The following is a 26,904-nucleotide window of genomic DNA, read 5'->3' on the forward strand; positions in this document are numbered from 1 at the left end:
CCCTTTTTGTTGACTTCAACAAAATCAAGATATTCTGAGTTGTCCTCTTCCTCCCCCAGGGAAGGGGACTTTTAATTAAAAACAGCAGAAACCATGGAGGTCAAAAAACAATTGGAATTAACCTTGAAGGCCAGCCGAAGCCTCAATTTATTGAGCGTCGATCAGATCAACCTGATTCTGAACGATGTTGCCGATGCCGCTGTTGCACACACCGGCGGGATACTGCTTGAAAACGAAAAAGACCTGAACCGGATGGATCCGGCAGATCCAAAATACGACCGGTTGAAGTTGACAGCTGAACGGATTGCAGGCATTGCCGCCGATATCCGTAATGTGGCTTCCCTGCCTTCTCCGCTGGGCCGCGTGCTCAGCGAAACCCTCCGTCCAAACGGATTGAGGATCCGGAAAGTGTCGGTTGCTTTCGGGGTAATCGGCATTATTTACGAAGCCCGCCCAAATGTAACCTTCGATGTATTTTCGCTTTGCCTCAAATCGGGCAATGCCTGCGTACTGAAAGGGGGCAGCGATGCCATCGATTCGAACACCGCCATTACGAAGCTCATTCATGCGGTGATTGAAAAACACGGCGTCGATAAAAATATTCTGGCTTTGTTACCTGCCAGTCGCGAAGCAACTTCCGAAATCCTGAATGCCCGCGGGTATGTCGATCTGATCATTCCGCGCGGATCGCAGGGATTGATTGAATTTGTGCGTAAAAACGCTAGCATCCCGGTGATTGAAACCGGCGCAGGCATTTGCCATACCTACTTCGACGAGTTTGGCGATGCAAAGAAGGGAGAAGCGATTATTGAAAATGCAAAAACCCGGCGCCCCAGCGTTTGCAATGCGCTTGACTGCCTGCTGATCCACGAAAGTCGCCTGGCTGACCTGCCGTTGCTTTGCGCCGAACTTCCCGAGAGCAAGGTGGTGGTTTATGCCGACGAAAAGGCTTATCCTGCGTTGCGCGGCAAATACCCGGACGCTTTATTGGAAAAGGCCGGCGAGGAGTCGTTTGGTACTGAGTTTCTGGATTATAAAATGGCGGTGAAAACAGTTTCGTCGTTTGATGAAGCGCTTGACCACATTGCCCGTTACAGTTCGAAACACAGCGAAGCCATTATCTCCGAAGATGAACAACGACTGGATTTATTCCGTAAACTGGTAGATGCATCATCGGTTTATTGTAACGTTTCGACGGCTTTTACCGATGGCGCTCAATTTGGCTTGGGTGCAGAGATTGGCATTTCGACCCAGAAACTGCACGCCCGCGGTCCCATGGCGCTGGAGGAACTAACCAGCTACAAATGGCTGATTGACGGCGAGGGACAAACCCGCCCGAAATAATCGTACGGAACGAAAGCATCACCCCAAACCGGTTTCCGGATCTGTGTCCCGATCACCCCGGGGGACTAATCTGAAATCTCCTGAAACAGGTTCAGGCCGATTGCTGAAGACCATAACTTTTTAATAAAAAATCAACATCACCCGATATGAAACATTTCACATCAGTACACGATCTGGACAGTCTGGATGAAGCTTTGAAACTGGCTTTCGAGCTAAAGAAGGACCCTTACAAATATCAATCGCTCGGAAAAAACAAGACCTTGTTGCTGGTCTTTTTCAATTCGAGCCTGCGTACCCGCTTAAGTACTCAAAAAGCCGGGCTGAACCTGGGAATGAACGTTATCGTTTTCGACATCAACGAAGGCGGCTGGAAACTGGAAACCGAGCTGGGCGTAATTATGGATGGCGATAAACCGGAACACATCCGCGAAGCCGTTCCCGTAATCGGCAAATATTGCGATATTATTGGCGTGCGTTCGTTCGCAAAGTACGAAAACAAAGAAGACGATTACCAGGAAAAAATTCTTCAGCAATTCGTTGATTATGCTGGTGTTCCGGTGGTCAGCATGGAAGCGGCCACCCGCCATCCGCTGCAGTCGTTTGCCGATCACCTGACGATTGAAGAATTCAAAACCAAAGAACGCCCGAAAGTGGTGTTGACCTGGGCGCCGCATCCCCGTGCATTGCCGCAGGCGGTGCCCAATTCATTCGTGGAGTGGATGCGCCGGACCGATTATGAATTGGTTGTAACTCACCCCGAAGGATACGAACTGGCCCCGGAGTTTATGGGCGATCTGGAACCGGAATACGATCAGATGAAAGCCTTTGAAGGCGCCGATTTCATTTATGCCAAAAACTGGGCAGCTTACAACGATTACGGGAAAATTTTGTCGAAAGACATGAACTGGACGGTAAGCGATCGCCAAATGGCCGTAACCGACCATGCCAAATTTATGCACTGCCTGCCGGTACGCCGCAACATGATTGTGAGTGATTCGGTGATCGACGGCCCCGATTCGATCGTGGTGCCCGAGGCAGAAAACCGCTTGTTCTCAGCCCAGGCGGTATTGAAAATGTTGCTGGATCAAATTAAATAGCCGTTTGAAAGTATGAGCAAAACAAAACTGACCCTGGTAAAAGTTGGAGGAAAGGTGGTGGAAGAAAAAGAGTCGCTGCATGACCTGCTGGCACGTTTTTCAAAACTCGAAGGCCTCAAAGCGCTGGTCCACGGAGGGGGGCGTTTAGCTACGGCAATAGCCGAGCGTCTGGGTATTGCCACCCAAATGGTGGAAGGCCGCCGCGTTACCGATCAGGCCATGCTCGAAGTGGTGAGTATGGTGTACGGCGGACTGGTCAACAAGAGCATCGTGGCCAACCTGCAAGCGCTGGGGATCAATGCCATTGGACTGACGGGCGCCGACCTGAACTATATGCAGGCGGTAAAACGACCTGTAACCGACATCGACTATGGCTACGTGGGCGATATTGTGTCCGTGAATATCGAAGAGCTGAAACTGCTGATAGAAAAGAACGTAGTGCCTGTGCTGGCGCCGCTTTCACACGACAAACAAGGGCAGATGCTGAATGTTAATGCCGATACCATTGCTGCCGAAGCAGCCGTCGCCTTCAGCAAATATTACGAGGTGGAATTGGTCTATTGTTTCGAAAAGCCGGGCGTACTCGAACACCCGGATGACGACAGTTCCGTGATCGCCTTATTAAGCCACAGCGAGTTTAAAGACTTGCAGGCATACGGTGCGGTTCATACCGGGATGATCCCTAAATTGGATAACAGTTTCAGTGCGATCAGCCGCGGGGTAAAGAAAGTGCGGATTACCAATATTCCCGGGCTGGAAGAGGGGGGGACGATCTTGTTGCCGAAATAAAACACCGCTTTACTGAAATAACTTGAAACCGGTCGCAGGTAACGATCGGTTTTTTTTATTTCTTCAGAATGGCGCCATACGGGTGAAAAAATAATTCGGAAAAAACAGATCAAAATTTGTCCGATCACGTAAAATACCTCATCTGAAAAACCCATAAAACAAACAACCTATGGCACGCATTGAAAAATCTCAAAAACAAGGCAACCTGGTGGCTTTTGCCATCGGTCTGTTCCTGATATTGGTTCTGATACTGATTTATCTTTCCTAATCAGCGATCACAAAAAGAAGAAAAGGGTTTATTGACAAACTGTTGGTTAACGTATGACAGCAAAAACCGGATTTATCCGCCTGGATCTATCCGGTTTTGTCGGTTTAAAACCGGATACAAACAAGCGGGTGAACCGGTAATGCCCTGTAAATAGCCTTTGCATCTGCTTCGGGAATAACCAAGCGGATCTCCGGTTGATAAACCGGCTGTTTAAACCGGATTGTCTGAGACATGTCCCGCCTGATTTCAGCAATTGTTTGGCTAAACCAGAATTTCTGTCCGTTCCATTTAACCTTGCTATCCTGGTTTGTGCCTTCAATTTTCAGGATGACGTCTTTATCAAGGCTCATCATCCAATGTACCGCTTCTGCTTTTGCCCTGGCCGTATCTGCCTGTGCAGTTTCTACTTCGGTTGTATCTTTGGGCGCCTTTTTAACCGTGAGCGGTTCTTTGGGGATGGTTGACAGGCTGCCGGTTGTTTGCGCCTGTACTCCGAACAGATGATGGTAGGCCCCGGGATTTAGCCGGTAAAAAAACTGATCGGCCTTAAAGTCAGTTATTTTGGAGGTTTTCAGGACCACGCCTTTCAGTTCGAGTTGCACCACACTGTCCTTCAGGTTTACCGATAAACTGATCGAATCGGTTCGGGCAATCTGAAAACGGGTTTCGAGCCAGTTTTTTTCCTTATACCATTCGAATAACGACGCGTTGACGCTATCATTGTTCATGGCCGACAACTGAACATCGACTTGCTGGTTGATCTCCCTCATCTTTTCCCTAACCGCCATGACCGATAGAACCGTGTATTGTCCCGCAACAAAAACCAGTACAACGGGAATGGCAGTTTTTAAAAAATTCCGGACGAGGTTGGCCGGTTTCCGGTGATATTTCTGAATGTCCATGTTAGTAGATAAATACTTTTGCCCCAATCGGCAAGGTTTGATAAACGGTCTCCAAATCTTCGTCATTCATCCGGATGCAGCCGTGGGTAACCGGTTGTCCCAGAAATCGCTGATACAAGGTGCCGTGAATTAAATACCCGTCGCCAAGGCTCAGGGCATAATCGCCCAGCACTCCGTATTCGAAGCGCGAGGGATCGTTTGCCGAAGGAACGGGCAGCCCTTCTTCCACAAAAGCCCAGTCGGGTTTGCGCCAAACAGGCGATGTGATTTTCCCTTTGATGGTAAAAACCCCTTTGGGCGTTTGAAACACCCAGCTCTTTACATCGTCCAGTTCAAGTCGAATATAACTTCCGGTAGAACATAAACCTTCCCGGATCAATTTCCTGTTTTTATATAAAAAGAAAGTATTATCCGAGGTGTTCACCACCAGGTAGACACCGCCGGGAGTTAAACGCTCGAGTTTATTGTTCAGACGCAGAATGTCTGTTTTTAAGGTTTTCTCATCGGGCATTTCCATTTCAACCGACTGACCGGCCGCCGCCTTCTTTGGAAAAATCAGCGGACTGTTCTTAATGAGCGGGACGATTGAGAATATAAACACACAGAACCCGAGCACAGCGCCCAACACGACGGAGTAAAAGAACAACCGGCCGCGCCATTTCATTTTTTTCGTCAGCCCATTTTTATTTGTTTCAATCTTCGTTTCTTCGCCTATCATTCATTTTTTGCCTTTAGTTTCTTCCGTAAATTTCCTGTAATGATTTGAGGGAGCCGACAATAATAACCGGGGTTCCGGCAGCAACCAGCCTGAACAAGCTATCCATGTCGTCATTGGTCAAAGCGACACAGCCATCCGTCCAGTCAACGCCTTTGCCTCCATGCCCGTGTATTTCAATTAACCCTCCGATATCTGAGCCTGCCGGGATACTGCCCTTTTTCTTTTCTTCAGCAAAGCGCTTTTTATCGTCATCGTTGGGGTAGTTCAACAACAGGGCCCGGTGAAATTTGGTATGAAAACGGTCTTTTTTCCTTGTAACGCGGTACAGTCCCTCGGGAGTTGCTTTGTCGCCCTTTTTCCGTTTATCTCCTATCCAGTTTTTACCCAGTTCTGCCTCAAATTGTTTGACGATCTTTCCGTTTTGATAAACCATGCAGCTATGGGCCAGTTTATCAACCAAAATAACCCGTTGTCCGCTTTTTGAAAGCCGGATCGCTTCAGCCCCGTACTTTTTCCACTGCGGGTAATGGATAAACCAATCGGCCAATAAACGTTCGGCTTTCCGGTTAGCCTCGCCGATTAGTTTTTCAGCCTCTTTCCAATGTTGTTGGGCCTCGTTGTTCCGGTTACTCCCGAAAGCAATTTTTGCCTCCGACAACTTCATTTTCCCGTTGTTGTAAGCGGTAATGACATTTTCGGGCAATGGCAATTTTTTATAAAGCCGGTCAAAACGGGAAACCTGCTGATCCAGGTTGGCCAGTCCGTTTTTTAGGAGCTTGTTTGTGCTTTGGGTATGTTTAACCGATTTTTCGCCGGCTTCGCGGGCCCTCGAAATAACCTGGCCGCAGAGATCGGATACCGTACTGAAATCGCGTACCAGGAAAAACCTTTTGTTTTGCACGGCCCAGCAAACCATCGCCGAATCGTACAATTGCTGCGCTTCGTTGTAAACAGCGGCAGCATTTTTGGCAGCGCCGGCTTTTTGTGCCGCATTTAACGACTCACGGGCCAGTTTCAGTTCCTCTCTGGGCGCCTGGGGTGCTTGTGAAATCACCAGCCATCCACCCAAAAACAGAATGATAAAAACCGTAATTCCCCATCCAACCTTCTTCCATCTTTTCTTACCCATAAATCACGCGTTTGACAAAAAATCCCCGAAGTACAGAACTCCGGGGAAATCATTACTAGCTATGCTGATACAAAAGATCTTAGCGTCTGCTTTTCGAATATTTGGCAATTACTTCAGACAACTCGGTGTTAATAGCCGATGCTTTTTCTTTTGAAGCTTTCACTTTGTCCAATGCAGCCATCAGGTTGTCTGCTTCAACCAAACCGGCTACTTCAGTCAGCGAAGCTGCAATCAGTTCATTGTCGCTTTTAATGGCTTCCAAAGCAGCAGCGCCTTCTTTTCCTTTCGGAGCCTTGGCAATCAACTCATTGTTTTGCGTCAGCAGGTCGCTCACTTCAACCTGAAGGGCTTCAACTTCTGCTTTCACTTCAGCTTTGCGGGTTTCAGCTTTTGCTTTGGTTTCGTCGGCCAGTTGCGTAACAACAACCAATTGTTCTTTTACCTTGTTGAAATTTTTGAAGAGTTTGGCATTTTGTGCTTCAACTTCTTCATTCACGGCTTTCATCGAATCCTGAAGAGCGGCAAAGTCTTCAGCAACATAAACATCAGCGCCAATCGCTTTAGCGGCTTCAATAGCAGCATTTGCTGCATCAATTTCGGCTTGCGGAGCTTTTCCGCAGCTACTTAAAACAACAGCTAAACTCAAAGCTGTTACAACAAGCATTAATTTTTTTTTCATCGTCAATCAGTAAATTTTGTTTTTTTAATCCAAATCTATTTTCAATGATTAAATTCGTTTCTGGAATATAATCCTTGTTTAAATCTCCATTTAGACGAGGGATCAGGATTAAGTAACGCAGAAAATAAAAAAAAAGTTACAAAATTCATTTTCCGGTGAAAAAGCAGTTGAAAAACAGGTATGCAGGTTGAAAATTACAAAAACGCGAGCGACGAGGAACTCATCCGGCTGATGATCCATGAAAATCAGCCTGCTCTTTTCGAAATCCTTTACAAAAGGTATTTCCTGAAAGTCATGGACAAATGTTACAGTTTTATCAAAGACCGCCGGCAAGCAGAAGATTTTGCCAACGACATTCTGGCAAAAGCCTACGAAAAGTTGCCTGGGTTTAAAGGCAACTCGTCGTTTTCGTCGTGGCTTTACGCCATCACCTATAACCATTCAATCGATTATTTAAGGCTGAAGAAAAAACTGCATTACCCGAACTGGAACATCCAAAATGAAATCCCCGACATCATTGATGAATCGGAAGCCGATCTCCAGGAGCTGAGCTACAACAACCTGACCAAGATCCTGGAAATGATTCATCCTGAAGAAAAGGCGTTGTTGCTGATGAAATACCAGGATAACCTTCCGGGCAAACAGATTGCCCAGACCCTGCGCATTAGCGAAGATGCCGTAAAAATGAGGTTAAAACGCGCCCGAACCCGGGTGGTTTATTTATATAAAACCCGGTTTCAAAAAGAGTTGTAAAGCCAGGTTACTTTTACAGAAAACAGCGTCAATATAGAAACCCGTTAAACAGAAAACAAAAACAATGGACGTAATGAACTTTTTTCAGAAAATACTCAGCGGGCACAAGGAACCCCATTTGCCGGAGCCTGTTAAAACCGCTTTCGGACAACAATTTGCGACTCCGCGAAACGCGGAGTGGGCCAGGATGAAAGACCAGTACGAAGTTGTATTTTACAACGATGAACTGGAACATATTGCCCGTTACAAGGGGAATGGCGAACGGGTCAGCCTGAAGATTAACCTGCCGCTCGACCTGATTCCGGATAAGATCCGTCAGGCTGCCCTTCAGCACGGCGAACTGATGAATGGCATTCATATTCAGAATCAGGAAAATGAACAGTACGAATTAATTGTGCGCGATGATCAGCTGATCCGCTATTTTTTACTGGTCAACGAAACCGGAGAGGTTCTGGATAAAGCCCGACTGTAAAAATTGAAAAAATCGCGGTTGAACTTCAAAAAATGCTTGCAGCGATTTCAAATAAAATACTATATTTGCACCGCAATTGCAACATGGTGGATGTAGCTCAGTAGGTTAGAGCGTCGGATTGTGGTTCCGAAGGTCGCCGGTTCGAGCCCGGTCTTCCACCCGAAAAAAAGGATGTCAGAAACGACATCCTTTTTTTGTACCCGCCAACAGCGCCAACCTGAGCTTCTTACAGCGAACAAAAACTTTTTGGTGGTCAACCGAAGTGCAACATCGCGGTTTGGAAACCGCGACACCCTCTTCAGCCGCTGCACTGCCAAATGATGAAAATGAAACCGCTAACATCAAGCTGTTTTCAAGCAGTTCTATTTTGTAAGAAGCAATAAAATCTTCGATAAGTACATCGTCCGCCGGCTGTCGTTCAACACCGACACCTTGCCGGATCCTGCAAACAGCTCAGAGTCCTGTTTATTAATGGCTGGTGTTTTTATTTGTCATATTTAGTAGTTCATTACAACGGGGCTGGATCAACTATTTCAGGTTTGCGGGCATATACAATAAGCTCAACGAACTGGACGGATGGTTACGCAACCGGATACGCTATTGCATTTGGACCGATTGGAAAAAGCCGGAGCGAAAGCGGAAAAACCTGATAAGGCTTGGGGTAGATTTGGACCATGCCTACCAATGGAGCCGGAGCAGAAAAGGCGGCTGGGCAATTGCCCAAAGCCCAATACTGAACACCACCATCACGGTAACACGGCTCACCCAACGGGGCTACGAATCGTTATTGGCCCATTATTGCAAAGTAAGCCCACATTACCAAAGTTCGCCACTATTTCCCATTGTTTAACGAACCGCCGTATACGTGCCTGAGATTTGAATGTCCGGTGGACATTTGAATCGAAAGGGAGGAGCGAAGCTCGCGTACGTACGGTGGTGTGAGAGGCTCTCCCCGTCAGTATTCACTGGCGGGGCAGTCTACTCGATTAGCATTCCGTGCATTATTCCTCACCTTTAATTCGTTTAACCTCTTTATCAAAATCGGATGTATAATTTTTATCCTGTAACTTTCTATACTTATCAAATTCTTGTTCAGCTTTGAGCCTTGCCTCTAAAGCGCTTACTTTTCCTTTGTCTTTTAATATCGGAAAGCTTGATAAATCCAAAAACTGATGTAGAAAACTAATCCAGTCTTCCATAGTTGTTGGTATCTGTCTTTCTGCCCTACTCTCAGCTAAATCAAGGTAAGCTGACACAATCCGATTAAGCTCTTTTATATGCTGCTCGTTTAAAAAGTTTTTTGCAACGGAAACATCTGACTTTAATATCTTTCCATCAGGTGAATGTTTCCAATTTGTCAATCCCATGTATAATTTTGTTGCATCCGCTGAAGAATATATAATCTCAGCAGCAGTTTTACCTGTTATAGCCCAATGCAGTTTATTTTGAACCGTTGCAAAAAAATCTTTGGTCACGCTATCCGTATTATTATAATCAATCGATAAAGCATAAATGTCAGTAATCTTTTGATAGAATCTCCTCTCACTGGCTCGAATCTCCCGAATCCGCTCAAGTAATTCATCAAAATAATCTTTCCCAAAGTGCTTGCCTTGTTTTAAACGTTCATCGTCTAACACAAATCCTTTGGTTATAAATTCTTTTAAAACCTTTGTTGACCAAATCCTGAATTTTGTTGCTTTTTTTGAATTGACGCGGTACCCAACAGCAATAATGACATCAAGGTTATAAAAAGTTGTCTTGTATTTTTTCCCATCTTTGGCAGTATGTTCCAAAATGGAACTAACTGAATCTTCCTCTAATTCTCCCGTTTCAAAGATGTTTTTTAAATGTTTTGTGATGGCCGGTCTCTGAACTCCAAATAAATCAGCTATTTTCTTTTGCGTCATCCAAAAAGTCTCGTCGTGGTAGAAAACCTCAATTTTTATGTTACCATCATCGCCTTGATAAAATATTATTTCGGATTCTTTTGTCATTTAAGTTTTTCTCTCAAAAATAAACAATTTCACTTCATTACATTGTAGCACTGTGGTTTATTTGCATGAATGCCAACTTGTTGTAAGCTCTGGAAAAAGTTTAAAAATACAAATAAACTTTACATAGCGGCAAAACAACAAGTGTGTATTTTCCCGGAGGGTGTAAGTCCCTTATACACTGGGGTAACGCCCGGAAGTATTAGCAAGTGGCAAGCTGGTTGCCGGTGACGGCAGCAGTGAAGGTTATTTGCGATTGATTAAAGAGCAAATACCACGGCAAAAGTCTGTACTGACGAACAGTGAATGGAGTGCAGTTTTACGATAGTAAAACCAAGTGTCCGGTGGACATTTGACGGAATGAAAAGCGGAAGCGGTGTGATATGAGGCTATAAAACGAGGATAAGCAAGCACATCATTGTAACGTCCGAAGAATATCAAAATCGTTTTGTAGTAGATGCTGCAGGGATTGGAGGAAGGAAAAAGCTCTTACCAGGGGATACCTTGTCAACCACGGGGTGGTTAAGGCAAGGAGTCAGCAGAGGCCATAGTAGCTGTTGGAAACGAGCCATCGAAGAGATGGAGGACTCACAGGGTAGTGAAGGGCTGAACATTAGGATGTTCCAAATTCGGCAGGGAGGTAATGCCAGCCCCGTCCTAAGCGGAACAGGGCAAAACAAAGAAAACGAAAACGGGAATGATTGAACAAGTACTCAACCGGAGGAATATGATGCGGGCTTACCGGCAGGTGGTGTCGAATAAAGGTTCGGCAGGCATCGATGGTATGGCTGTGTCGGATTTGTATGCTCATCTGACTAAAAACAGGGAGAAACTGGAATCTGATATCCGGGAAGGAAAGTACCAGCCACAAGCCATTCCGGGGGTTGAAATACCCAAAAGCAACGGAAAATTCCGTTTATTAGGCGTGCCCACTGCGACCGATCGCATGGTGCAACAAGCCGTTTGTCAGGTTCTGTCCGCTAAATTCGAGATGGAATTTGAGGATTACAGCTATGGTTTCCGACCCAATCGCAATGCACAGCAAGCGGTACTCAAAGCACAGGAATACATCAATTCGGGATACCAGCACATCGTTGATATCGATCTGAAAAGCTTCTTCGATGAAGTTGACCACTGTATCCTGCTGCAGTTGCTGTACCGCAAGGTCAAATGCCCGCTCACCCTGCGCCTGATCCGCAAATGGCTAAGAGCGCCGATCCAAATCAAGGGCAAACTGGTCAAGCGGCGGAAAGGGGTTCCGCAAGGGTCTCCACTCAGTCCGTTATTATCGAATATCATGCTCAATGAGCTTGATAAAGAAATGGAGAGGCAGGGACTGCGGTATGTCCGTTATGCTGATGATTTTAGTGTATACACCAAAAGTAAAACGGCAGCCCGCAAGATCGGCAACAACATGTTTCTGTTTTTGAGAAACAAGTTGAAATTACCGATTAACCGGGAAAAAAGCGGCATACGCCGGCCAGTCAACTTTAAGGTTTTGGGGTACGGTTTCGTACCGACTTACCGTAAAGGAGAGAGAGGGAAATACCAGCTGGTAGCCAGCGAAAAGAGTTGGAAATCGCTCAAGGAAAAACTGAAAACAACTACCCGCAAGACCACCCCGATGAGTTTCGATGAGCGCATCCAAAAGCTTAAAGAAGTTTCCCAGGGTTGGCTTAATTACTTTCGGATGGCCAGTATCCAGGTCAAACTAAAGGAAATGGACGGGTGGCTCAGGAATCGCCTGCGGTATTGCATCTGGCATCATTGGAAGGACCGACTGTTAAGAATTTGTCCGGTGGACAAATTTAAGGAGGGGCCAGGTTGCAGGGGAGTGAACGGAAAAGGAAAAACCTGATTCAATTGGGTGTCAATCCGGAGCAAGCTTACCAGTGGAGTCGTTCCCGAATGGGCGGCTGGCGCATTGCCCAAAGCCCGATTTTGGGTACGACCATTACCCTGGAGCGATTGCGGAAGAGAGGTTATCAGGCGTTGCTCCCGTATTACGAGAAAATTGCCCCATCCGGCAGCTGCCGGAAGCCGCTGTATACGAGACCCGTACGTACAGTGGTGTGAGAGGCTCTCCCCGTCAGTATTCACTGGCGGGGCAGTCTACTCGATTACCGCAATGTGGTTTTATCTTTTTGCCAATAGATTAAATAATTTTTCATTTATATAATAGTTTCCGGTTCCAATTCTTTCTTTTTTTAATATTCCATCCTCCGCAAGTTTATTTAAATAATTAGCCGCTGTAATCCTTGAAACATTCAAGTCATTTACAATGAATTCAATTTTTGTGTAAGGGTGTTTAAACAGATTATTTAATAAATCCTGGCTGTAAAATTTGTAGTTGTCCCGAAGTTTATGTTTGTATTCCAACATTAACTCCCGAATCTGGATAATTAAATCAATTGTTTCCCTCGAAGTTTTTTCAATTCCATGAATCATAAACAAAAGCCATTCCTCCCAATTTTCATTGTCTTTGAGTTGTTGTAACAATCTGTAATAATCTGATTTATTTTGAATGATATAATTGCTTAGGTATAAAATTGGGAGATTTTGTAATTTTTCAATAATCAGATAAAGTATGTTTATAATTCTTCCTGTACGTCCATTTCCATCGTAAAAAGGGTGGATACTTTCAAACTGATAATGGATAATTGCCATTTTAATAATTGGGTCACAATCGCACATTGAAGGGTCATTAATGAATTTTTCGAGGTTTGTCATCAATTTGTTTATTTCATTAATGTCTTGTGGTGGAGTATAAATGGTTTCTCCTGTTGATGAATTTTTCAAAGTAGTTCCGGGTAACTTTCGAAAACCGGCATTGTTTCCTTCTAATTCTTTTTGAATTTCAATTATTATGTTATTGGTAATTATCCCTTTGGTTTTTATTAATTCAAAACCTTTTTTTAATGCAGAAATATAATTTTGAACTTCTTTTGCCTCAAGCGATTTAAAAGATTCGAGGTTTAATGCCGATTTGTACAATTCATCATGAGTTGTAATTATATTTTCAATTGCAGAACTGTCTATTGCTTCCTGCAATCCCAAAGTGTTTATCAAAATGATTTGGTTTGGAATTGTCGATGCAATCCCTTTTAATTCAGCTAATGCTGCATGAGCAGACGGCAAACTTTTAAGAACTGCTTTCGTCTCAACGTCAACAGTCAGTGGCAGTTCTTTTAATTTCCAATTTTCATTTTGACTCATTGTGTAAAGATTTCAATGTTTTCTTTACAAATATACAACATTCTGTAAAGAGAATTCAATTTTCTTTACAAAGTTGATTTCATTGATAATAATTTTCAATTTTCTATACATGTCATCATTTTTTCAACCATCTGCGGGTAGAGTAGAGCCTGACAGTCCATTCTCATTTTGCACATAAATGTACAATCGCTGGGCGCTGCACGCCGCTCATGTTCCTAATTTATTAGCCATAGTTTTTTATTTTCTCACAGTAAATTCTTTATAGAACATGAACTTTTCTATTTCTCCTTTTGAATTAGGGAATTGTATTACTCCTTTAAATCCATGTTTCCCCAGTTTATGAACTTTCATTTTATAATCACCTTTTCCATCAATTGCGTCGATGTAAAAAATCCTTTTATTATCTGGTCTGTCCAACAGCAAAATGCTGTCTGGTTGAGAGTAATCTGTAACCATTATTGCTGGATATCTGGTAGTGTCAAATGCAGCAAGGAATATATTTGCATGGTAAGTTTCTCCAACCTTTACATTTTCAGAAGAATCCACAACCATTGCCTGTAATTTGTTAAATTTGTAATAGTCCGCCTCAATGCTATTGTACAAATAACTTGTAAGTTCATTTGTAAGCATTCGCTGAACCCCGTGTTTTAAACCTTTTTGCCGGTCTCTAGATTTGTTGTTTGATTTTAAAGACAAACGACATGCTAAATGAGAAAAAATTCCGGGCGATCTACGAAGATTTCCTGACCTCGGGTTTGACCACCCGTGATTATTGCGCCAACCAGCAAATGAACGAAGCCAAGTTTTATTACTGGCAGAACAAGCTTAAAGGACAACTTCCTCCTAAAAGAGGGTTTGTGCCGGTGGTTTTTGGGGACGTGCATCAGGAATCCCGGCTTCCCGCCCCGGTGCAGGGCCGGAAAGAAATATTAGCGGATCCGGTCATGGGTGACAAATCAATTTCCTGCGAGATCAGCTACCCCAACGGGGTGCGGATAAACCTGAGCGGCTTGTCGGACCCGCAGATGCTGCAGTCCCTGTTACTTTCAATGTGGCGGCAGGATGTTTAGCCTCACACCGTCCATGCGGTATTACCTGTACTCGTACCCCACAGATATGCGCCGGAGCTTTTACACCCTCAGCGGAATGGTGACCAACCTGATGGGGCGCAACGTACAGGACGGGGACGTGTACATCTTTATCAACCGGCTTTGCACCAGCATGAAAATCCTTCACATGGAATGCGGGGGCCTTGTGATCTACCATATGAAACTGGAATCGGGCACATTCAAACTGCCTGTTTTTGATGAAAACACCAACACGTTTCAAGCCGGTTGGCACGATTTGGTGATGATGGTTCGCGGTGCTTCCAGCGATAAAAAGGCGGACAAAAAAAGATGGGAAAAAACCTCCGGATAGCGCGTAATATCTGGGTTTTTGTTTGGCTATGCGGGTGATATTTAGTATCTTCGGGCCATCAAAAACAAGACAGGATGACCGTTGAAGAAGAGCTTTTTTTACAACAGATACTGGAGCACCGGGACGAACTTTACCGGGAAACTTCCAGGCTGAAAAGCCAGCTCTCCGGTTATCAAAACTTCGAATCAGAAAGAACCTCTTACCAAAAGCAGCTCAGCGAAAAAAACCAGGCCATTGGCCAACTGGACCAGACAATTACCAAGCTCAAACAACAGATAGAGATGCTCCAGCGAAAGATATGGGGCAAATCCAGTGAGAAGTACATCCCACAAGACCCGCAGCAACGCAAGCTCGATTTTGACGGGCTTGACCTGCTCCCGGAAGAAAAAGAACTGGCCGCCGGCGCCAAAGAGGAAATCGAAAAGTACAAAACCATCCGCGTCAAAGTACAGGACAAAAGCCACCCGGTACGCAAGCCGCTGCCGGAAAGCCTTCCGAGGGAAGAAACCCATCTTTATCCTGAAAATATCAAACCCGAAAACTGGACCGAGCTGGAACCGGAAATTACCGAAGTGCTGGAACGCGACCCTGCCCGTTGGTACGTGCGCCGGATTATCCGCCACAAATACGCCCTGAAGGACAAAAGCCAGGATGTGGAAAAGCAAATCGTTACAGCCCCCATGCCTGCGCTTCCAATAGCCAAAAGCTATGCCGGGGCAAGTGTGCTGGCCGATATTGTCATTGACAAATACGTGAACCATCTTCCCTTTTACCGCCAGATACAGATGTTCAAGCAACAAGGCATCTCCATTGCTCCTGCAACCATCAATGGCTGGTTTGGTGGTGTGGCCGACCTGCTCAGGCCTGCTTATTACCGGTTGAAGGAACTGGTTTTGGCATCGGGTTATATCCAGAGCGATGAAACCACCATCCCGATCATTAACAATGAGAAGCACAAAGCAATAAACGGCTACATCTGGATGATCCGGGCGGTAACCGAAGGCCTGGTCTTCTTTCATTACGATTATGGGTCGCGGGCGCAAAAAGTGGCCCTGCAATTATTTAAAGATTACCAGGGGGTGATCCAAACCGATGGCTATGCCGTTTACGACATTTACGAAAACAAGAAGGGTGTCCTGCCCATTGGGTGCTGGGCGCATGCACGCCGTAAATTTGAAGAAGCTTTAAAAGAAGATAAAGCCCGGGCATCGTATGCACTGGAACAAATCGGCCTGCTTTACGATGTGGAAAGGCGTGCCGATGCAGAAAACCTGACCGATGAGCAGCGGGCAGAACTGCGTTCCCGGTTGTCTTACCCTATCATGGTAGCTTTCGAAAAATGGATACTGGCTGAATATCCCAGGGTACTGCCCAAAGGGCGCATCGGAAAAGCCCTCCGGTACACTTATAATATCTACCACAAACTGACACGCTATCACCTGGACGGCAAACTGAAGATAGACAACAACCTTGGCGAGAATGCCATAAGGCCCATCGCACTGGGACGGAAGAACTGGTTATTCTGCGGCAACCACGATGCAGCCGAAAATGCCGCAATCATGTATTCCATGCTGGGCTGTTGCAAAGCCCACAACGTGAACTTCCGCGACTGGTTGGTATTCTTTCTGGATAATATCCATAACTACGACGACGATTACACCAGGGACCTGGCTGAATTGCTACCCCACAATTTTAAACCACAAAACCAAAACAGTAACATTATCGTCTCCTAAGCCTATCAAAGTTCTCCGAATGTTTTGGAGAAACTCTGATAGAAGCATGCTGTTTTATAAGAAACTTGACGGAGTTTACCGAATGCTTACGTTCATTTTCCAAATTGAGTAAATCCAACTTTAAAATATCTTTGTTTTCCCAATAGCTTGAATTGTCTACATTGTCAACCCATTTTTTGAAACGATTTGGAATAATTATTTTTTTAATGTATTCCGTGTCAAAGTATGAGTCGAATTTTATAGTGTTATGGAGATTTTCCATTCCACTTTGAAATTTAGCTTTATTTCCTTGGTCAACGAAGGTTAGTATTGAATCAAAGCTGGATTTTAGATAATCGGCAATTATAAAATAGGGTGTTGCCATTACAGGATTTAGCGCATACTTTTCCTCAATTCCCTGAAGATTATAAACGATTTTTTCATTTACAACTTTAGTTTCGTTTTGGAAATAATTAGTCTTTTCTCCATCACACGAGTAAAGAGTAATTAATCCAATTAATATAAAAATGCGTCTTTTCATGCTCTTTCAAAATTATGGCTAACGATGTTGAACTAAATCCGCCTGCGCGGATAGTGTTTTAAAAGTACCCGATTCTTTCAGAACTTCGAGATTTTTAACCATTAAAATTTCTGAATATGAGAAAGAAATCGGGTTTAACTATTGTTGAGCAGGCTATCGTGCTTGTTCCTGATTTTGAAAAAGTTGTTCGCAAGCTGGAGCAACAGGTTACTTTACGCGGACAAAGCAAAAGTACATTAAATAATTACATCCGCCGCATCGCCCTGTTTGTGGTCCATTTCGGGAAGCTTCCCGAACAGATCGATCCCGAAGAGATCAACGAGTACCTGGCAGCTTTGGCCCGCGATCCCCGGTCGCCTTCGCGCAGCAGTTTTAAACACATGGTGTACGGGCTGCGCTACTATTACCGCCTGCCGGGGATGAACAAAAATGCCATTGCCCTGCCTTCGCTGAAAGGAAATACCAAACTGCCGGTTATCCTGAACCAGCAGGAGCTTAAAGAGCTTTTTACCCCACCAACACTTTTGAAACAACGGGTGGTGCTCACGCTGATTTATTCGGCCGGACTGCGCGGTCAGGAAGTAATCAACCTGAAGATATCGGATATCGACTTTGAGCGCCGTACCATCCACATCCGCCAGAGTAAGTATAAAAAAGACCGCATCGTGCCATTGGCCGACAGCATGGCCGTTGGCCTGAAAAAGTACCTGAAAGCCGAAAACCCGCACATCTGGCTGTTTAACGGCAAAGAACCTGATGGCCGTTACAGTGTCCGGGGTTTATCCTGGGTGATGCGCGAAAACCTGAAAAAGACGTCTATTACAAAGGATGTAAATCTGCATTCGCTGCGCCACTCGTATGCGACCCATCTGCTGGAACAGGGACTGAACATTGTCACCCTGAAAGAACTGCTGGGCCATGCCGACATTACCACCACCATGATTTACCTGCACGTGGCCCAATGCACGCTGATCAAACCTCACAGCCCGCTCGATACGCTTTATGACTTTTCCAGGAAAAAGAAGAAGAAAAACACCGGTTCACCGAAAAATGAGGGCTAAGTTTGAACTGGCCGATGTGGTCCGTTTGTTCGCCCCTGAACTGGCTGCCAAAACAAAGCTTACTCCACTGCAACTGAAAGTGCTGGATAAGATAGCTGTTTGCCGTACTGCTGCCCTGGGCGGCCATGAAGAAGCCTGTGAAAACTGCGGAACCGTTCGCTACAGTTACAACAGTTGCGGTAACCGTCATTGTCCCAAATGCCAGGCTGCCAAACAGGCCTTCTGGATTGATGATCTGGTGCAAAATACCTTGCCGGTAAAACATTACCACCTGGTATTTACCGTGCCGCACCACCTGAATGCTGTTTGCCTGCATAACCAAAGGATGTATTACGACCTGCTTTTTTCGGCCGTTTGGCAAACCCTCCGCTCGTTTGGCTACTCGCATTTTGGTACTGAAACCGGGGCTGTGGCCGTGCTGCACAGCTGGGGACAAAACCTTTCGCTGCATCCGCATATCCATTGCCTGGTTCCCGCTGCCGGGTATACCCTGGATGGCCGGTGGAAGAACATCGGGCATTCGGGAACTTACCTTTACCCGGTACATCAACTAAGCAGTGCCTTTAAAGGCAGGTTCCTCGACAGCCTTAAACGGGCTTTACAAAAACAAGACGAGCTTTCCCTCTTTAGCAGCCAGATAAAGCAGGCTTATCAAACAAAATGGGTGGTTCACTGCGAACCTTCGCTGGCAAGCGCTGAGCACGTGGTCAGGTACCTGGGCCAATACACGCACCGGGTAGCCATCACCAACCAGCGCATTGTGAACATTGCCGGTGGCAAAGTGACCTTCCTGGCAAAGGATTATCGTGACAGGGCCATTAAAAAGCCTGTTACCCTGGATGGGGTTGAGTTCCTGCGGCGCTTCACACAACACATCCTGCCCCGAAGGTTTGTCAGGATCCGGCGCTTCGGTATTTACAACCACACCGTAAAGCGCAATCTCAAACTGCAATTTGTTCCCCAACAGAAGCCGGATATTGACTCGGTAATCGAACGGCAACAACCGCCGGAAACCAACGTGGAACGTTTTGCCAGGCTGACAGGCGTAAATCCCTGTCTTTGCCCGGTATGCAAAACCGGAAGGATGGTAACCATCCGGGAACTGCCACGGATACGTTCACCGGCTTGGGGACAGCTGGAGCAATCATTAACGCGGTCATAATCATTAAATCACGTTACGCTCCCGGCGTATCCGGGAGAGGTATGCCCCCATACCGGCAAAAACGCAAAAAAAGCAGGGCTTAAACATCAAGTCGCTGATGCAAACTGAACCGAAAAGCACAAAAACCTGCAACATGTCAATGAACGTCGGGCTGTTTCCTGCCCATTCTATCTGTGAAATCCAATAAAAACCTTCAATAAGTGCATAGCCCTGAACCCGGCGGGTGTAGTTCAACCGGGAACAATCGCTGGGCGCTGCACACCGCTCATGTTCCTATTTATTGGCGGTAGTGTTTTTTGTTTTTAATCCGCAGCCCATCTGTATTCAAAATCTTCTATCCCAATTATTAATGAATCATTAAGCTTTGTTTTTATTTCCTGACCGCCAGGAATCATAGGTAACATATTAAAATAGTTCCTGATTGCAAAATTAATTCCTGCTAAACAAGTTTTTGCTTTAATCCAGTTTTGCGGTGAAAAAACACGATTTTGAGGTTGTGGTTCATTTGCAGCAGCTTCAAGTGCCATATTTAAGCTAATTCCACTTATTTTAACAATTTCGTTTATCATGTTAGTTTGTGATGCTTTTTCCCAACATCTAAAAGGATTAGGAACCCTATCAGATTGATTATTTGCAATCGCAAAACACATAGAAACGGCATAAAGATGATGATATGGAGCATAAGCTTTCATCGCAAGCAATGTTTCATTTAAACCGAGAGGATTTTCCTTAGCCCATGACTTGTTTATCTCTTGCATCCACAAATTTAATGCTTGTGCATTTTCCGATTTATATTCACGCTTAAAAAGCTGTTCAAAATACTTGTCAAATATCTTTGTTTCGCTGTATGAAATGTTTGGACGTTGTGAATGCCAAGCAATCAGATATTTTCCTAAATCAGATAAATCTAAAACAAATTTTTTGTCTTTATCGGCTGGTGCAGGTTCGCCACGTTTTGTAATAAAATAACCTGTTGGATATTTCTGTTCAAATGACTTTTTTAAATTTAGAACTCTTTTATCATTACTTCTTAAATCTCTCGGTTTAACCGCACTTTGAGAATTTGTGCTTATGCTAATTCTATCGGCACGTTCTCTTTGTGGTATTTCATAGAATCTGAATAACACAAATGTGTCATCCAACTCTTTTACCCGTTCGCTACAACTTAAAATCGTATTTAAAGACTGACAACCATTTACAACGCTTAATCCATTTAGTTTTAGTTGGTTCTCCTTTAATTCAAGTCTGTTACAAATTGCTGTTATTCCATTATGAAAAAAGAAAAAGTCACGATGTTTATCGCTATAAATTGTTTGCCTAATACCTTTGTTTACTGTATTATTCAATCCCAAACTTTGTCTTACATTTTTTTGGAAAAGTGTTCCGTCTTTGATTCCTGGAATTTTAATACATTCTTTTAATGGAATTGCAGCTAACAAAACTTGTGTACCAGCCATTGTTACTGGCATTATATGGCTTGTAGCCATATCTATAGTATGATTGATGGATGGATTTTCTCTTTCTAATGCTATATCGTATCTCCTTCTAATTTCGTCTTGGTCAATAACACTAATAGAGCATATAATATCATCCTTTTCCGAAATTTCTGCTAATTCTTTTTGAAAAGTTGCTAAATCAAGTTTAGCTGAATTTGTCAAGTCCGACGTTGTAATTAATTCAAAAGCAATTTCATAATCATCTTCGAGTGCTCTTGCTACTTCAGATAACTTTCTCTTTAGTTTGCTATTGGCAACTTCTTGTAAGCGAACTAAATCACGTAACTGAATCCATGAAGATAATACTTCTCTTAATGGTTCAGCATCAATGCTACCGTTGCCAATAAACTTGCCTTGCAAAATAAAGACAGTTGATTTATCATCATCAATAACGATAGCATCAATCTGCTTGTCATCCGCTCCGTCTGTAATGTCATCTTTTGTCTCGTTTCTGTCTCGAAGATGAACGTTTCTTAAATACCATGCAACAAATCTTTGTCCATCGTTTGGGAAGTTCTGTATGTAGAAATCTTGTTTGATTTCTTCTTTTATTTTTTCAATCATATTCATACTGTTTCCTTATGTGTAGAGTGTCATTTTAACATTACCGCCAACGGATACATGTATAAAACGTTGGGGATTGCGGGCTTCGTCCCTGTCTGCCGTTGCAAATGCCGATGCGGGGCAGAATACTTCAAATAACCACTTAAACCCCAATGTTTTATACATGATGTTGAACTAAACCCGCCTGCGCGGATAGTGTTTTAAAAGTACCCGATTCTTTCAGAACTTCGAGATTTTTAACCATTAAAATTTCTGAATATGAGAAAGAAATCGGGTTTAACTATTGTTGAGCAGGCTGTTGTGCTTGTTCCTGAGTTTGAAAAAGTGGTCCGCAAGCTGGAGCAACAGGTTACCTTGCGCGGACAAAGCAAAAGTACGTTAAATAATTACATCCGCCGCATCGCCCTGTTTGTGGTCCGTTTCGGGAAGCTTCCCGAGCAGATCGATCCCGAAGAGATCAACGAGTACCTGGCCGCTTTGGCCCGCGATCCCCGGTCGCCTTCGCGCAGCAGTTTTAAACACATGGTGTACGGGCTGCGCTACTATTACCGCTTGCCGGGGATGAACAAAAATGCCATCGCCCTGCCTTCGCTGAAAGGAAATACCAAACTGCCGGTCATCCTGAACCAACAGGAGCTTAAAGAGCTTTTTACCGCACCAAGCCTTTTGAAACAACGGGTGGTACTCACGCTGATCTATTCGTCATAATCACTAAATCACGCTACTCTCCCCGCATATCCGGGAGAGGTATGCCCCCATACCGGCAAAAACGCAAAAAAAGCAGGGCTTAAACATCAAGTCGCTGATGCAAACTGAACTGAAAAGCACAAAAACCTGCAACATGTCAATGAACGGCGGGCTGTTTCCTGCCCATTCTATCTGTTAAATCCACTAAAAACCTTCAATAAGTGCATAGCCCTCAGCCCGGCGGGTGTAGTTCAACCGGGAACAATCGCTGGGCGCTGCACGCCGCTCATGTTCCTATTTATTGAACAATCGCTGGGCGCTGCACGCCGCTCATGTTCCTATTTATTGTGTGCCGGTTTTTATTTTTTGTTCCATTCTTCAATTTCTTCTTTTGTCATACAATCAACGTCTGGCCAAATTATATCAGAATAGACTTTAACGTTGAAAAAGGGTTTTTTATCAACGAATTTAAGAGATTCTCCTCCGTGACCATCTTTGAAATCAATGATTTCATAATAAATAGAATCCGTATATTTTGTATTCCGCTTGTCAAGCACTAAACATTTTCCATTTAAACACAATTCACTGATCATCCAATATTTTAATTCTTTCATTTCTGATTTACCAACTGTATCAATTATAAGTGAATACCCATATGGTTCAATGAAATTCTTTTTATATGTTTTGGGTTTAGGGTAGAGATATCTTTTGTACTCTTCTGGTGTGAAATTTTTTTCAATCAAATAGTGGTTCCCTTTTGATTGATTTAGCATTTCAAGAATCCCATTTAATGCTATTTTTTTCGCATTGCATATTGAATCATTAATTCTCTTCTGAGCATAGTTAATGAATTCGTCTACGGATATGGAAATTAAACTAACTCCATTTTCAAATTCAATGTAATCATGGTGAATCTCATGTATTGTGTCTAGTCTTATCAATTTTGTGGTTCTATAATCAGCCCATGAATCAGACAATTTACTATATGAGAATTCGCCTGTAGACTTACAACCTAAAAGAATCGGAATAAATATTGTTATTAAAATCAATCTATTCATTTGTAGTTTCGTTCTTTAAACTGGCACACAACGTTTGTCTATATTTACCAGGTACATATATTTCCGTTTTGTCGGATGGAAAGTGAAAGATATTCTTCCAAATCCGGAAAGTATCGTTATACGTCCCTCACTCACATCAAACCATCAATCGGGTTTTTTCCATCCGGCAATGAAAAATTTGGAACATAAAACGTCCTTGCCCCTGTTTTTCCTCTCCAACATCGCCGGTAAGGGTTTACATCGTTTTTTCCTTACGCTTCAAATCAACGCCCTGACCGGAATTTTCCGGTTTCGCTCCCCAAATTACAAAACTTGACGTAATAAATTTTACTTATTGGCTAATTTGGAATCAATTTAAAAACAGTTGGTAAACGGGTGTCATCCCGCTGTCGGGCGCAGCGGTTTCCGAACCGCCGGTTAATAAATGCCTGCCTGTCGAAGAACCCAACCAGCGGCCGGATCTCCGGAATATCCTGATGATCCAATTCTGTTTCGCGGAAAACACCAATGCGTTTTGCGGATAATCGAAACGCATTTTCCGCATAATACCAATGAGTTTTCCGCACAATTCAGGTGAGTTTTCCGCATAATTGAAACGGATTTCCCGGATAATTAATCCGGTATCACGCTTCATCTAACGGGGGTGCACCTGTCAACAGATGCTGAAACAAGTTCAGCATGACGGCGCTTCATTGATGACCTGTCGCCTGGCTATGGCCTACGGCGATTTTGAAACTGGAAACAAGGAAGGGAACCCGGGCCGGGATTGGTTACCAAGCGGCATGAACGGGTGGCGCGGTTACAAACCGCGCATTCAACAATCGCCGGTTAAAAACCGGCACAGCCGGCTCCGGGCTGTCTATTGTTTTTGCAGGTTCATCTGCCTGTTTATCTTCTTATATTTTTTATCCTCCGACCAGCCGGTTTTTTACTTTTTCAGTCTTATAAAAAAAGGAGCCCGGATCAAAGATGACCCGGGCCCCACGGTATTTGCTTAAAATTAAACAAGAAAAGTTCTATTCCAATTCAGGCAATTGTTTGGATTCCTCCAGTTGTTCTTCCAGTTCCTTTACTTTTTCTTTTGCCTTTGCTATTTTTTCAGCCTTTTCTTTCTGCATTTCTTCGGTGATGGTTTTCTCTTTTTTTGCTTTCTCCAATTCTTTTTCGGCTGATTCAATTTTTTCTTTTGCAGCTTTTACTTTTTCTTCTCCCGAAGAGACCGATTCATTCAGCTCGCTCTTCTTCTCTCCGTATTGTTTTTTTGCTTCTTCCGACCGGAGTTTTCCAAACTCTTTTCCGCTCAGATCGCCCTTTTCTTTTCCATAGGCATGGGCTTTTCCCGATTTATCTTCGGCGTCTTTTTGCAGGTCTTCGGCTTCCGGTTTCATTTCGTCGCCTTTCTTTTTTGCTTTTTCTTTTTGTTGTTCGGCTTGTTCTGCCGCTTCATCAAGGGCAACTTCGGCTTCATTCAGTTTCTTCTCTTTGGCTGCCTGTTGCTTTTCTTTTGCTTCAACCACTTTTTCTTCTTTCTTGCCTGTTTGTTGGCTTTGTGCAAAAACCACCGAGCTTCCAAGTACGGCAAGAAGTATAAACGAAATGCGTATTATATGTTTCATAACTAAATTTTTAAATGAACGAATTAAATAGGTCACATTTTTTACAAACCTTCCAGCAGATTATCCAGTTCGCTTACGGTTTGTTCAATATCCTGCCTGGCCGTTTCAATTACGGCATTCATCGAGTCTAACACCGTTTTTTCTTCTTCCAGCGTTACCACGCTGTTTTGATTTTCATCCGGCGATTTTGATTTATTGCCGCCGCAACTCATCAGTACAGCAGCAAAAACAACAAGGAAATAAATTCTCTTTTTCATAAACCTTAATTTTAAATTGACAATTAGTGCGATAAATCAATTTTTTCAATACCCCGGAAAGTTAGCTAAGCAAGAATGTTCTTTAGTTACGATGTATACAGGTCAATGCACCCATTACCTACATAAATTTCAAAGAAACGACCTATACACCCTTATCATCCTTCCGGCCCTTAATTTCGGCCAGTCATTATTCATAACTGCAAAACCGGAGGAAAATTATATGCAAAGGGAAAAAAAACATCAGGCTGCATAAAAATACAGCCTGATGTTTTTTACAGTTCTCTTCATTGTGCCGGTACTTCAAGCACTTGCCGGTCGGTCAGCAGTTTTTCTTTTAGTTTGATGTAATTGATTTCCTGGATGGCTTTTTTCTGATCGATTGCCTGACAGGCTGCAGTAGCGGCCGATTGTCCCAGCACCATGAACACCGGCTCCATACGGATAGACCCAAAGGCAATGTGTGTTGAGCTTAAACAAACCGGAACCAGTAAATTGGAACATTCGGCTTTTTTCGGGACGATTGAGCGGTAACTGATCGGGAACGGGTATTTTACATGCGCTTCCACATTTCCTTCATTCTTCACGAATCCTTCGGGTGTTACATAACGTTTCACATGGTGCGAGTCCATTCCGTAAGCCGCCATCCCAACGGGGTCATTCACGATCTCTATCCGTTCGCAGTTCTTCTGGCTCATCACGTAACTGCTGATCATCCGCCGCGCCTCGCGAACGTACAATTGCTGCTGCCAGCCGTCTTCGCGTTCAAACTCGTCTTTACAGGTTCCCCATCGGGAAACTTCTGCCCGGATCGATTCGGGCATCCGGGGGTGGTAAGCTAAAGTCCACATCAGCCCCTGCTGGTATCTTCTGTGGGCTTCGACAATTTTCTCCCTTTCCCGGTACGAGGCTTCGGGATAGTCGTAGTTTTGCCCGATATAATCGGTTGAGAAGCCAAGCCGGTTGTTGGTGTCGGTTTTCCGGTTTGGCATGGACGAATTGATCCACGGAACGGCTTTTTCACCGGCTTCGTAATTACGCAGCAACAATTCGTATTCGATTTCCCTGTAGCCATCGGGTTTGGTAAAAGGAATCCGGTTGTCGGGGTGATCGGTCAGGCACATGCGAAAACAATATGCCTGAATGCCTTTGTCGCCCGTTCCCTGTTCTCCCGGGCCGATTGATGAAATAAAGGGCAACAGACCACTGGCCGGGTCGCCTTTCACCACATAGGGATCAACGCCATCTGCAAAATTGTGATTTGCCGAGTTCCGGGAATAACCGCCGGTTAGTGTTTCGGCTTCGTTGGTCCATTGGATACCGTTCAGGTTTTCGCCAAACTCGCTGTTACTTTCCCGTCCGAACGTATACGATACCCTGGCAGCGGCCATCAGATCGCCTTCATAAGTGGCGTCGATAAACATGCGGCCCGAATAGGTTTCGCCGCTTTCCATCGTAATGGAAACAATCCGGGTCCCTTTTTTTGCTACACCGGTTTCGCGGTTGAGCTGCTGCTGATAAACGAGGGTGATCTTTTCGTTTTTCAGCATTTCGTGCAGTACGCTCAGGGCCGCCGAGGGTTCGAAGGTCCACATCGCCGTTTCGTTTGACTCGGTCCGGGTTTGGCCGCTGTCTTTGTAATCGTCGGGCTTTTGCCACTTCCAGTTGGCCGGATTGTTATAATATTGCCTGATATTCTGGTAGAACTCGCGGGCAATACCTCCGACAGCTTCTTTTTTGCCGATATCGGTTTGTCCCAATCCGCCGGTTGTTAACCCGCCAATACGATTGGTTTGTTCAATCAAAACAACCGACTTTCCCATCCGGCTGGCCTGGATCGCTGCTGCGACTCCGGAAGAAGTCCCCCCGTAAACAACCAAATCAAAATCCTGTTTTGGACCCGCATAACACATGGAAATAAAAGAAAGCAGGAATCCTGCATATATCACGATGTTTTTCATGTTTGTTCTTTTTTA

General features: G+C 44.4%; 29 protein-coding genes and 1 tRNA gene. 16 read left to right on the forward strand and 14 right to left on the reverse strand.

Features of this window, described 5'->3' with window-relative positions:
- Positions 1–93: 93 nt before the first annotated feature.
- From ACOIT5_RS10880 to argB, 3 genes are all read left to right on the forward strand, one after another.
- A complete protein-coding gene (locus ACOIT5_RS10880) occupies positions 94–1,344 on the forward strand; it encodes a glutamate-5-semialdehyde dehydrogenase (RefSeq protein ID WP_423130500.1) in 1,251 nt (416 codons plus the stop codon).
- A gap of 146 nt (positions 1,345–1,490) precedes the next feature.
- The gene (locus ACOIT5_RS10885) at positions 1,491–2,441 is read left to right on the forward strand and encodes an N-acetylornithine carbamoyltransferase (protein ID WP_423130501.1); all 951 of its coding nucleotides are present in this window, start codon (positions 1,491–1,493) and stop codon (positions 2,439–2,441) included.
- 12 nt (positions 2,442–2,453) lie between these two features.
- Positions 2,454–3,230, forward strand: coding sequence for an acetylglutamate kinase (argB, locus tag ACOIT5_RS10890; RefSeq protein WP_423130502.1), 777 nt, complete (start codon positions 2,454–2,456; stop codon positions 3,228–3,230).
- A 372-nt stretch (positions 3,231–3,602) separates the two neighbouring features.
- Here the strand turns inward: argB and ACOIT5_RS10895 are convergent, their stop codons facing one another.
- The 4 genes from ACOIT5_RS10895 to ACOIT5_RS10910 all read right to left on the reverse strand — a co-directional run bounded on the left by ACOIT5_RS10895 (position 3,603) and on the right by ACOIT5_RS10910 (position 6,926).
- Positions 3,603–4,400 carry a hypothetical protein gene (locus ACOIT5_RS10895; protein WP_423130503.1) on the reverse strand — a complete coding sequence of 266 codons (798 nt, stop codon included), beginning with the start codon at positions 4,398–4,400 and terminating at the stop codon, positions 3,603–3,605.
- Position 4,401: 1 nt separating this feature from the next.
- The gene (locus tag ACOIT5_RS10900) at positions 4,402–5,118 is read right to left on the reverse strand and encodes a L,D-transpeptidase (RefSeq protein ID WP_423130504.1); all 717 of its coding nucleotides are present in this window, start codon (positions 5,116–5,118) and stop codon (positions 4,402–4,404) included.
- A gap of 13 nt (positions 5,119–5,131) precedes the next feature.
- Positions 5,132–6,247 (reverse strand): L,D-transpeptidase family protein, encoded by a 1,116-nt coding sequence (locus ACOIT5_RS10905; protein WP_423130505.1) that lies wholly within the window; start codon positions 6,245–6,247, stop codon positions 5,132–5,134.
- Between the two features lie 79 nt (positions 6,248–6,326).
- Positions 6,327–6,926: a hypothetical protein gene (locus ACOIT5_RS10910; protein ID WP_423130506.1), complete on the reverse strand. Its 600-nt coding sequence runs from the start codon at positions 6,924–6,926 to the stop codon at positions 6,327–6,329.
- 180 nt (positions 6,927–7,106) lie between these two features.
- On the opposite strand from ACOIT5_RS10910, the gene ACOIT5_RS10915 reads away from it, so the two are divergent.
- The 4 genes from ACOIT5_RS10915 to ACOIT5_RS10930 all read left to right on the forward strand — a co-directional run bounded on the left by ACOIT5_RS10915 (position 7,107) and on the right by ACOIT5_RS10930 (position 9,001).
- Positions 7,107–7,679 (forward strand): RNA polymerase sigma factor, encoded by a 573-nt coding sequence (locus tag ACOIT5_RS10915; RefSeq protein WP_423130507.1) that lies wholly within the window; start codon positions 7,107–7,109, stop codon positions 7,677–7,679.
- A gap of 64 nt (positions 7,680–7,743) precedes the next feature.
- Complete coding sequence (locus tag ACOIT5_RS10920) at positions 7,744–8,151, forward strand: hypothetical protein (protein WP_423130508.1); 408 nt, start codon at positions 7,744–7,746, stop codon at positions 8,149–8,151.
- Between the two features lie 85 nt (positions 8,152–8,236).
- Positions 8,237–8,312, forward strand: a tRNA-His gene (locus ACOIT5_RS10925).
- Between the two features lie 317 nt (positions 8,313–8,629).
- Positions 8,630–9,001: a group II intron maturase-specific domain-containing protein gene (locus ACOIT5_RS10930; protein ID WP_423130509.1), complete on the forward strand. Its 372-nt coding sequence runs from the start codon at positions 8,630–8,632 to the stop codon at positions 8,999–9,001.
- A gap of 151 nt (positions 9,002–9,152) precedes the next feature.
- On the opposite strand, the gene ACOIT5_RS10935 is transcribed toward ACOIT5_RS10930, so the two are convergent.
- Complete coding sequence (locus tag ACOIT5_RS10935) at positions 9,153–10,145, reverse strand: virulence RhuM family protein (protein WP_423130510.1); 993 nt, start codon at positions 10,143–10,145, stop codon at positions 9,153–9,155.
- A gap of 694 nt (positions 10,146–10,839) precedes the next feature.
- Here ACOIT5_RS10935 and ltrA point away from each other — a divergent pair.
- Positions 10,840–12,000, forward strand: coding sequence for a group II intron reverse transcriptase/maturase (gene ltrA, locus ACOIT5_RS10940; RefSeq protein WP_423130511.1), 1,161 nt, complete (start codon positions 10,840–10,842; stop codon positions 11,998–12,000).
- Positions 12,001–12,005: 5 nt separating this feature from the next.
- On the forward strand, positions 12,006–12,218 hold the full coding sequence (locus ACOIT5_RS10945; protein WP_423130512.1) for a hypothetical protein: 213 nt from the start codon (positions 12,006–12,008) through the stop codon (positions 12,216–12,218).
- A 60-nt stretch (positions 12,219–12,278) separates the two neighbouring features.
- Here ACOIT5_RS10945 and ACOIT5_RS10950 read toward each other — a convergent pair whose 3' ends face one another.
- On the reverse strand, positions 12,279–13,358 hold the full coding sequence (locus ACOIT5_RS10950; RefSeq protein ID WP_423130513.1) for a Fic family protein: 1,080 nt from the start codon (positions 13,356–13,358) through the stop codon (positions 12,279–12,281).
- Between the two features lie 237 nt (positions 13,359–13,595).
- A complete protein-coding gene (locus ACOIT5_RS10955) occupies positions 13,596–13,988 on the reverse strand; it encodes a hypothetical protein (protein WP_423130514.1) in 393 nt (130 codons plus the stop codon).
- A gap of 71 nt (positions 13,989–14,059) precedes the next feature.
- Between ACOIT5_RS10955 and tnpA the strand changes: the two genes are divergently transcribed.
- From tnpA to tnpC, 3 genes are all read left to right on the forward strand, one after another.
- Positions 14,060–14,428 carry an IS66 family insertion sequence element accessory protein TnpA gene (gene tnpA / locus ACOIT5_RS10960; protein ID WP_423130515.1) on the forward strand — a complete coding sequence of 123 codons (369 nt, stop codon included), beginning with the start codon at positions 14,060–14,062 and terminating at the stop codon, positions 14,426–14,428.
- The gene (gene tnpB, locus ACOIT5_RS10965) at positions 14,421–14,777 is read left to right on the forward strand and encodes an IS66 family insertion sequence element accessory protein TnpB (RefSeq protein ID WP_423130516.1); all 357 of its coding nucleotides are present in this window, start codon (positions 14,421–14,423) and stop codon (positions 14,775–14,777) included. The genes tnpA and tnpB overlap by 8 nt, the downstream gene beginning before the upstream one ends.
- A 74-nt stretch (positions 14,778–14,851) precedes the next feature.
- Positions 14,852–16,510 (forward strand): IS66 family transposase, encoded by a 1,659-nt coding sequence (tnpC, locus tag ACOIT5_RS10970; RefSeq protein ID WP_423130517.1) that lies wholly within the window; start codon positions 14,852–14,854, stop codon positions 16,508–16,510.
- Here the strand turns inward: tnpC and ACOIT5_RS10975 are convergent.
- Positions 16,497–17,030, reverse strand: coding sequence for a hypothetical protein (locus tag ACOIT5_RS10975; RefSeq protein WP_423130518.1), 534 nt, complete (start codon positions 17,028–17,030; stop codon positions 16,497–16,499). The two genes, tnpC and ACOIT5_RS10975, sit on opposite strands and share 14 nt — an antisense overlap.
- A gap of 116 nt (positions 17,031–17,146) precedes the next feature.
- Here ACOIT5_RS10975 and ACOIT5_RS10980 point away from each other — a divergent pair, with 116 nt between their 5' ends.
- Positions 17,147–18,091 (forward strand): tyrosine-type recombinase/integrase, encoded by a 945-nt coding sequence (locus tag ACOIT5_RS10980; protein ID WP_423130519.1) that lies wholly within the window; start codon positions 17,147–17,149, stop codon positions 18,089–18,091.
- The gene (locus ACOIT5_RS10985; protein ID WP_423126436.1) at positions 18,081–19,253 is read left to right on the forward strand and encodes an IS91 family transposase; all 1,173 of its coding nucleotides are present in this window, start codon (positions 18,081–18,083) and stop codon (positions 19,251–19,253) included. Before ACOIT5_RS10980 ends, ACOIT5_RS10985 begins: the two co-directional genes overlap by 11 nt.
- Before the next feature lie 302 nt (positions 19,254–19,555).
- Here ACOIT5_RS10985 and ACOIT5_RS10990 read toward each other — a convergent pair whose 3' ends face one another.
- Positions 19,556–21,313, reverse strand: coding sequence for an AIPR family protein (locus tag ACOIT5_RS10990; protein WP_423130520.1), 1,758 nt, complete (start codon positions 21,311–21,313; stop codon positions 19,556–19,558).
- Between the two features lie 258 nt (positions 21,314–21,571).
- On the opposite strand from ACOIT5_RS10990, the gene ACOIT5_RS10995 reads away from it, so the two are divergent.
- Positions 21,572–22,021: a phage integrase N-terminal SAM-like domain-containing protein gene (locus tag ACOIT5_RS10995; RefSeq protein WP_423130521.1), complete on the forward strand. Its 450-nt coding sequence runs from the start codon at positions 21,572–21,574 to the stop codon at positions 22,019–22,021.
- 338 nt (positions 22,022–22,359) lie between these two features.
- Here ACOIT5_RS10995 and ACOIT5_RS11000 read toward each other — a convergent pair whose 3' ends face one another.
- Both ACOIT5_RS11000 and ACOIT5_RS11005 read right to left on the reverse strand, forming a co-directional pair.
- Positions 22,360–23,058, reverse strand: a complete 699-nt coding sequence (locus tag ACOIT5_RS11000; RefSeq protein WP_423130522.1) for a hypothetical protein — start codon at positions 23,056–23,058, stop codon at positions 22,360–22,362.
- Between the two features lie 349 nt (positions 23,059–23,407).
- A complete protein-coding gene (locus ACOIT5_RS11005) occupies positions 23,408–23,692 on the reverse strand; it encodes a hypothetical protein (protein WP_423130523.1) in 285 nt (94 codons plus the stop codon).
- 25 nt (positions 23,693–23,717) lie between these two features.
- On the opposite strand from ACOIT5_RS11005, the gene ACOIT5_RS11010 reads away from it, so the two are divergent.
- Positions 23,718–24,056 (forward strand): hypothetical protein, encoded by a 339-nt coding sequence (locus ACOIT5_RS11010; protein ID WP_423130525.1) that lies wholly within the window; start codon positions 23,718–23,720, stop codon positions 24,054–24,056.
- 18 nt (positions 24,057–24,074) lie between these two features.
- Here ACOIT5_RS11010 and ACOIT5_RS11015 read toward each other — a convergent pair whose 3' ends face one another.
- From ACOIT5_RS11015 to ACOIT5_RS11025, 3 genes are all read right to left on the reverse strand, one after another.
- Positions 24,075–24,674: a hypothetical protein gene (locus tag ACOIT5_RS11015; protein ID WP_423130526.1), complete on the reverse strand. Its 600-nt coding sequence runs from the start codon at positions 24,672–24,674 to the stop codon at positions 24,075–24,077.
- Between the two features lie 41 nt (positions 24,675–24,715).
- Positions 24,716–24,931, reverse strand: a complete 216-nt coding sequence (locus ACOIT5_RS11020; protein WP_423130527.1) for a hypothetical protein — start codon at positions 24,929–24,931, stop codon at positions 24,716–24,718.
- Between the two features lie 284 nt (positions 24,932–25,215).
- Positions 25,216–26,889, reverse strand: coding sequence for an FAD-dependent oxidoreductase (locus tag ACOIT5_RS11025; RefSeq protein ID WP_423130528.1), 1,674 nt, complete (start codon positions 26,887–26,889; stop codon positions 25,216–25,218).
- Between the last annotated feature and the right edge of the window lie 15 nt (positions 26,890–26,904).

The organism is Gaoshiqia hydrogeniformans, from assembly GCF_049347105.1.
Classification (GTDB): domain Bacteria; phylum Bacteroidota; class Bacteroidia; order Bacteroidales; family Prolixibacteraceae; genus Gaoshiqia; species Gaoshiqia hydrogeniformans.

Bases quoted from the DNA above. Each gene is read 5' to 3' on its own strand.
- ACOIT5_RS10895 (WP_423130503.1), bottom strand. From the start codon at position 4,400: ATGGACATTCAGAAATATCACCGGAAACCGGCCAACCTCGTCCGGAAT.
- ACOIT5_RS10935 (WP_423130510.1), bottom strand. From the start codon at position 10,145: ATGACAAAAGAATCCGAAATAATATTTTATCAAGGCGATGATGGTAAC.
- ACOIT5_RS10905 (WP_423130505.1), bottom strand. From the start codon at position 6,247: ATGGGTAAGAAAAGATGGAAGAAGGTTGGATGGGGAATTACGGTTTTT.
- ACOIT5_RS10990 (WP_423130520.1), bottom strand. From the start codon at position 21,313: ATGATTGAAAAAATAAAAGAAGAAATCAAACAAGATTTCTACATACAG.
- tnpB (WP_423130516.1), top strand. From the start codon at position 14,421: ATGTTTAGCCTCACACCGTCCATGCGGTATTACCTGTACTCGTACCCC.
- ACOIT5_RS10975 (WP_423130518.1), bottom strand. From the start codon at position 17,030: ATGAAAAGACGCATTTTTATATTAATTGGATTAATTACTCTTTACTCG.
- ACOIT5_RS10950 (WP_423130513.1), bottom strand. From the start codon at position 13,358: ATGAGTCAAAATGAAAATTGGAAATTAAAAGAACTGCCACTGACTGTT.
- ACOIT5_RS11005 (WP_423130523.1), bottom strand. From the start codon at position 23,692: ATGAAGCGTGATACCGGATTAATTATCCGGGAAATCCGTTTCAATTAT.
- ACOIT5_RS11025 (WP_423130528.1), bottom strand. From the start codon at position 26,889: ATGAAAAACATCGTGATATATGCAGGATTCCTGCTTTCTTTTATTTCC.
- ACOIT5_RS10985 (WP_423126436.1), top strand. From the start codon at position 18,081: ATGAGGGCTAAGTTTGAACTGGCCGATGTGGTCCGTTTGTTCGCCCCT.
- ACOIT5_RS11000 (WP_423130522.1), bottom strand. From the start codon at position 23,058: ATGAATAGATTGATTTTAATAACAATATTTATTCCGATTCTTTTAGGT.
- ltrA (WP_423130511.1), top strand. From the start codon at position 10,840: ATGATTGAACAAGTACTCAACCGGAGGAATATGATGCGGGCTTACCGG.
- tnpA (WP_423130515.1), top strand. From the start codon at position 14,060: ATGCTAAATGAGAAAAAATTCCGGGCGATCTACGAAGATTTCCTGACC.
- ACOIT5_RS10995 (WP_423130521.1), top strand. From the start codon at position 21,572: ATGAGAAAGAAATCGGGTTTAACTATTGTTGAGCAGGCTGTTGTGCTT.
- ACOIT5_RS11010 (WP_423130525.1), top strand. From the start codon at position 23,718: ATGCTGAAACAAGTTCAGCATGACGGCGCTTCATTGATGACCTGTCGC.
- ACOIT5_RS10880 (WP_423130500.1), top strand. From the start codon at position 94: ATGGAGGTCAAAAAACAATTGGAATTAACCTTGAAGGCCAGCCGAAGC.
- argB (WP_423130502.1), top strand. From the start codon at position 2,454: ATGAGCAAAACAAAACTGACCCTGGTAAAAGTTGGAGGAAAGGTGGTG.
- ACOIT5_RS10910 (WP_423130506.1), bottom strand. From the start codon at position 6,926: ATGAAAAAAAAATTAATGCTTGTTGTAACAGCTTTGAGTTTAGCTGTT.
- ACOIT5_RS11020 (WP_423130527.1), bottom strand. From the start codon at position 24,931: ATGAAAAAGAGAATTTATTTCCTTGTTGTTTTTGCTGCTGTACTGATG.
- ACOIT5_RS10885 (WP_423130501.1), top strand. From the start codon at position 1,491: ATGAAACATTTCACATCAGTACACGATCTGGACAGTCTGGATGAAGCT.
- ACOIT5_RS10980 (WP_423130519.1), top strand. From the start codon at position 17,147: ATGAGAAAGAAATCGGGTTTAACTATTGTTGAGCAGGCTATCGTGCTT.
- ACOIT5_RS10915 (WP_423130507.1), top strand. From the start codon at position 7,107: ATGCAGGTTGAAAATTACAAAAACGCGAGCGACGAGGAACTCATCCGG.
- ACOIT5_RS10955 (WP_423130514.1), bottom strand. From the start codon at position 13,988: ATGCTTACAAATGAACTTACAAGTTATTTGTACAATAGCATTGAGGCG.
- ACOIT5_RS11015 (WP_423130526.1), bottom strand. From the start codon at position 24,674: ATGAAACATATAATACGCATTTCGTTTATACTTCTTGCCGTACTTGGA.
- ACOIT5_RS10920 (WP_423130508.1), top strand. From the start codon at position 7,744: ATGGACGTAATGAACTTTTTTCAGAAAATACTCAGCGGGCACAAGGAA.
- tnpC (WP_423130517.1), top strand. From the start codon at position 14,852: ATGACCGTTGAAGAAGAGCTTTTTTTACAACAGATACTGGAGCACCGG.
- ACOIT5_RS10900 (WP_423130504.1), bottom strand. From the start codon at position 5,118: ATGATAGGCGAAGAAACGAAGATTGAAACAAATAAAAATGGGCTGACG.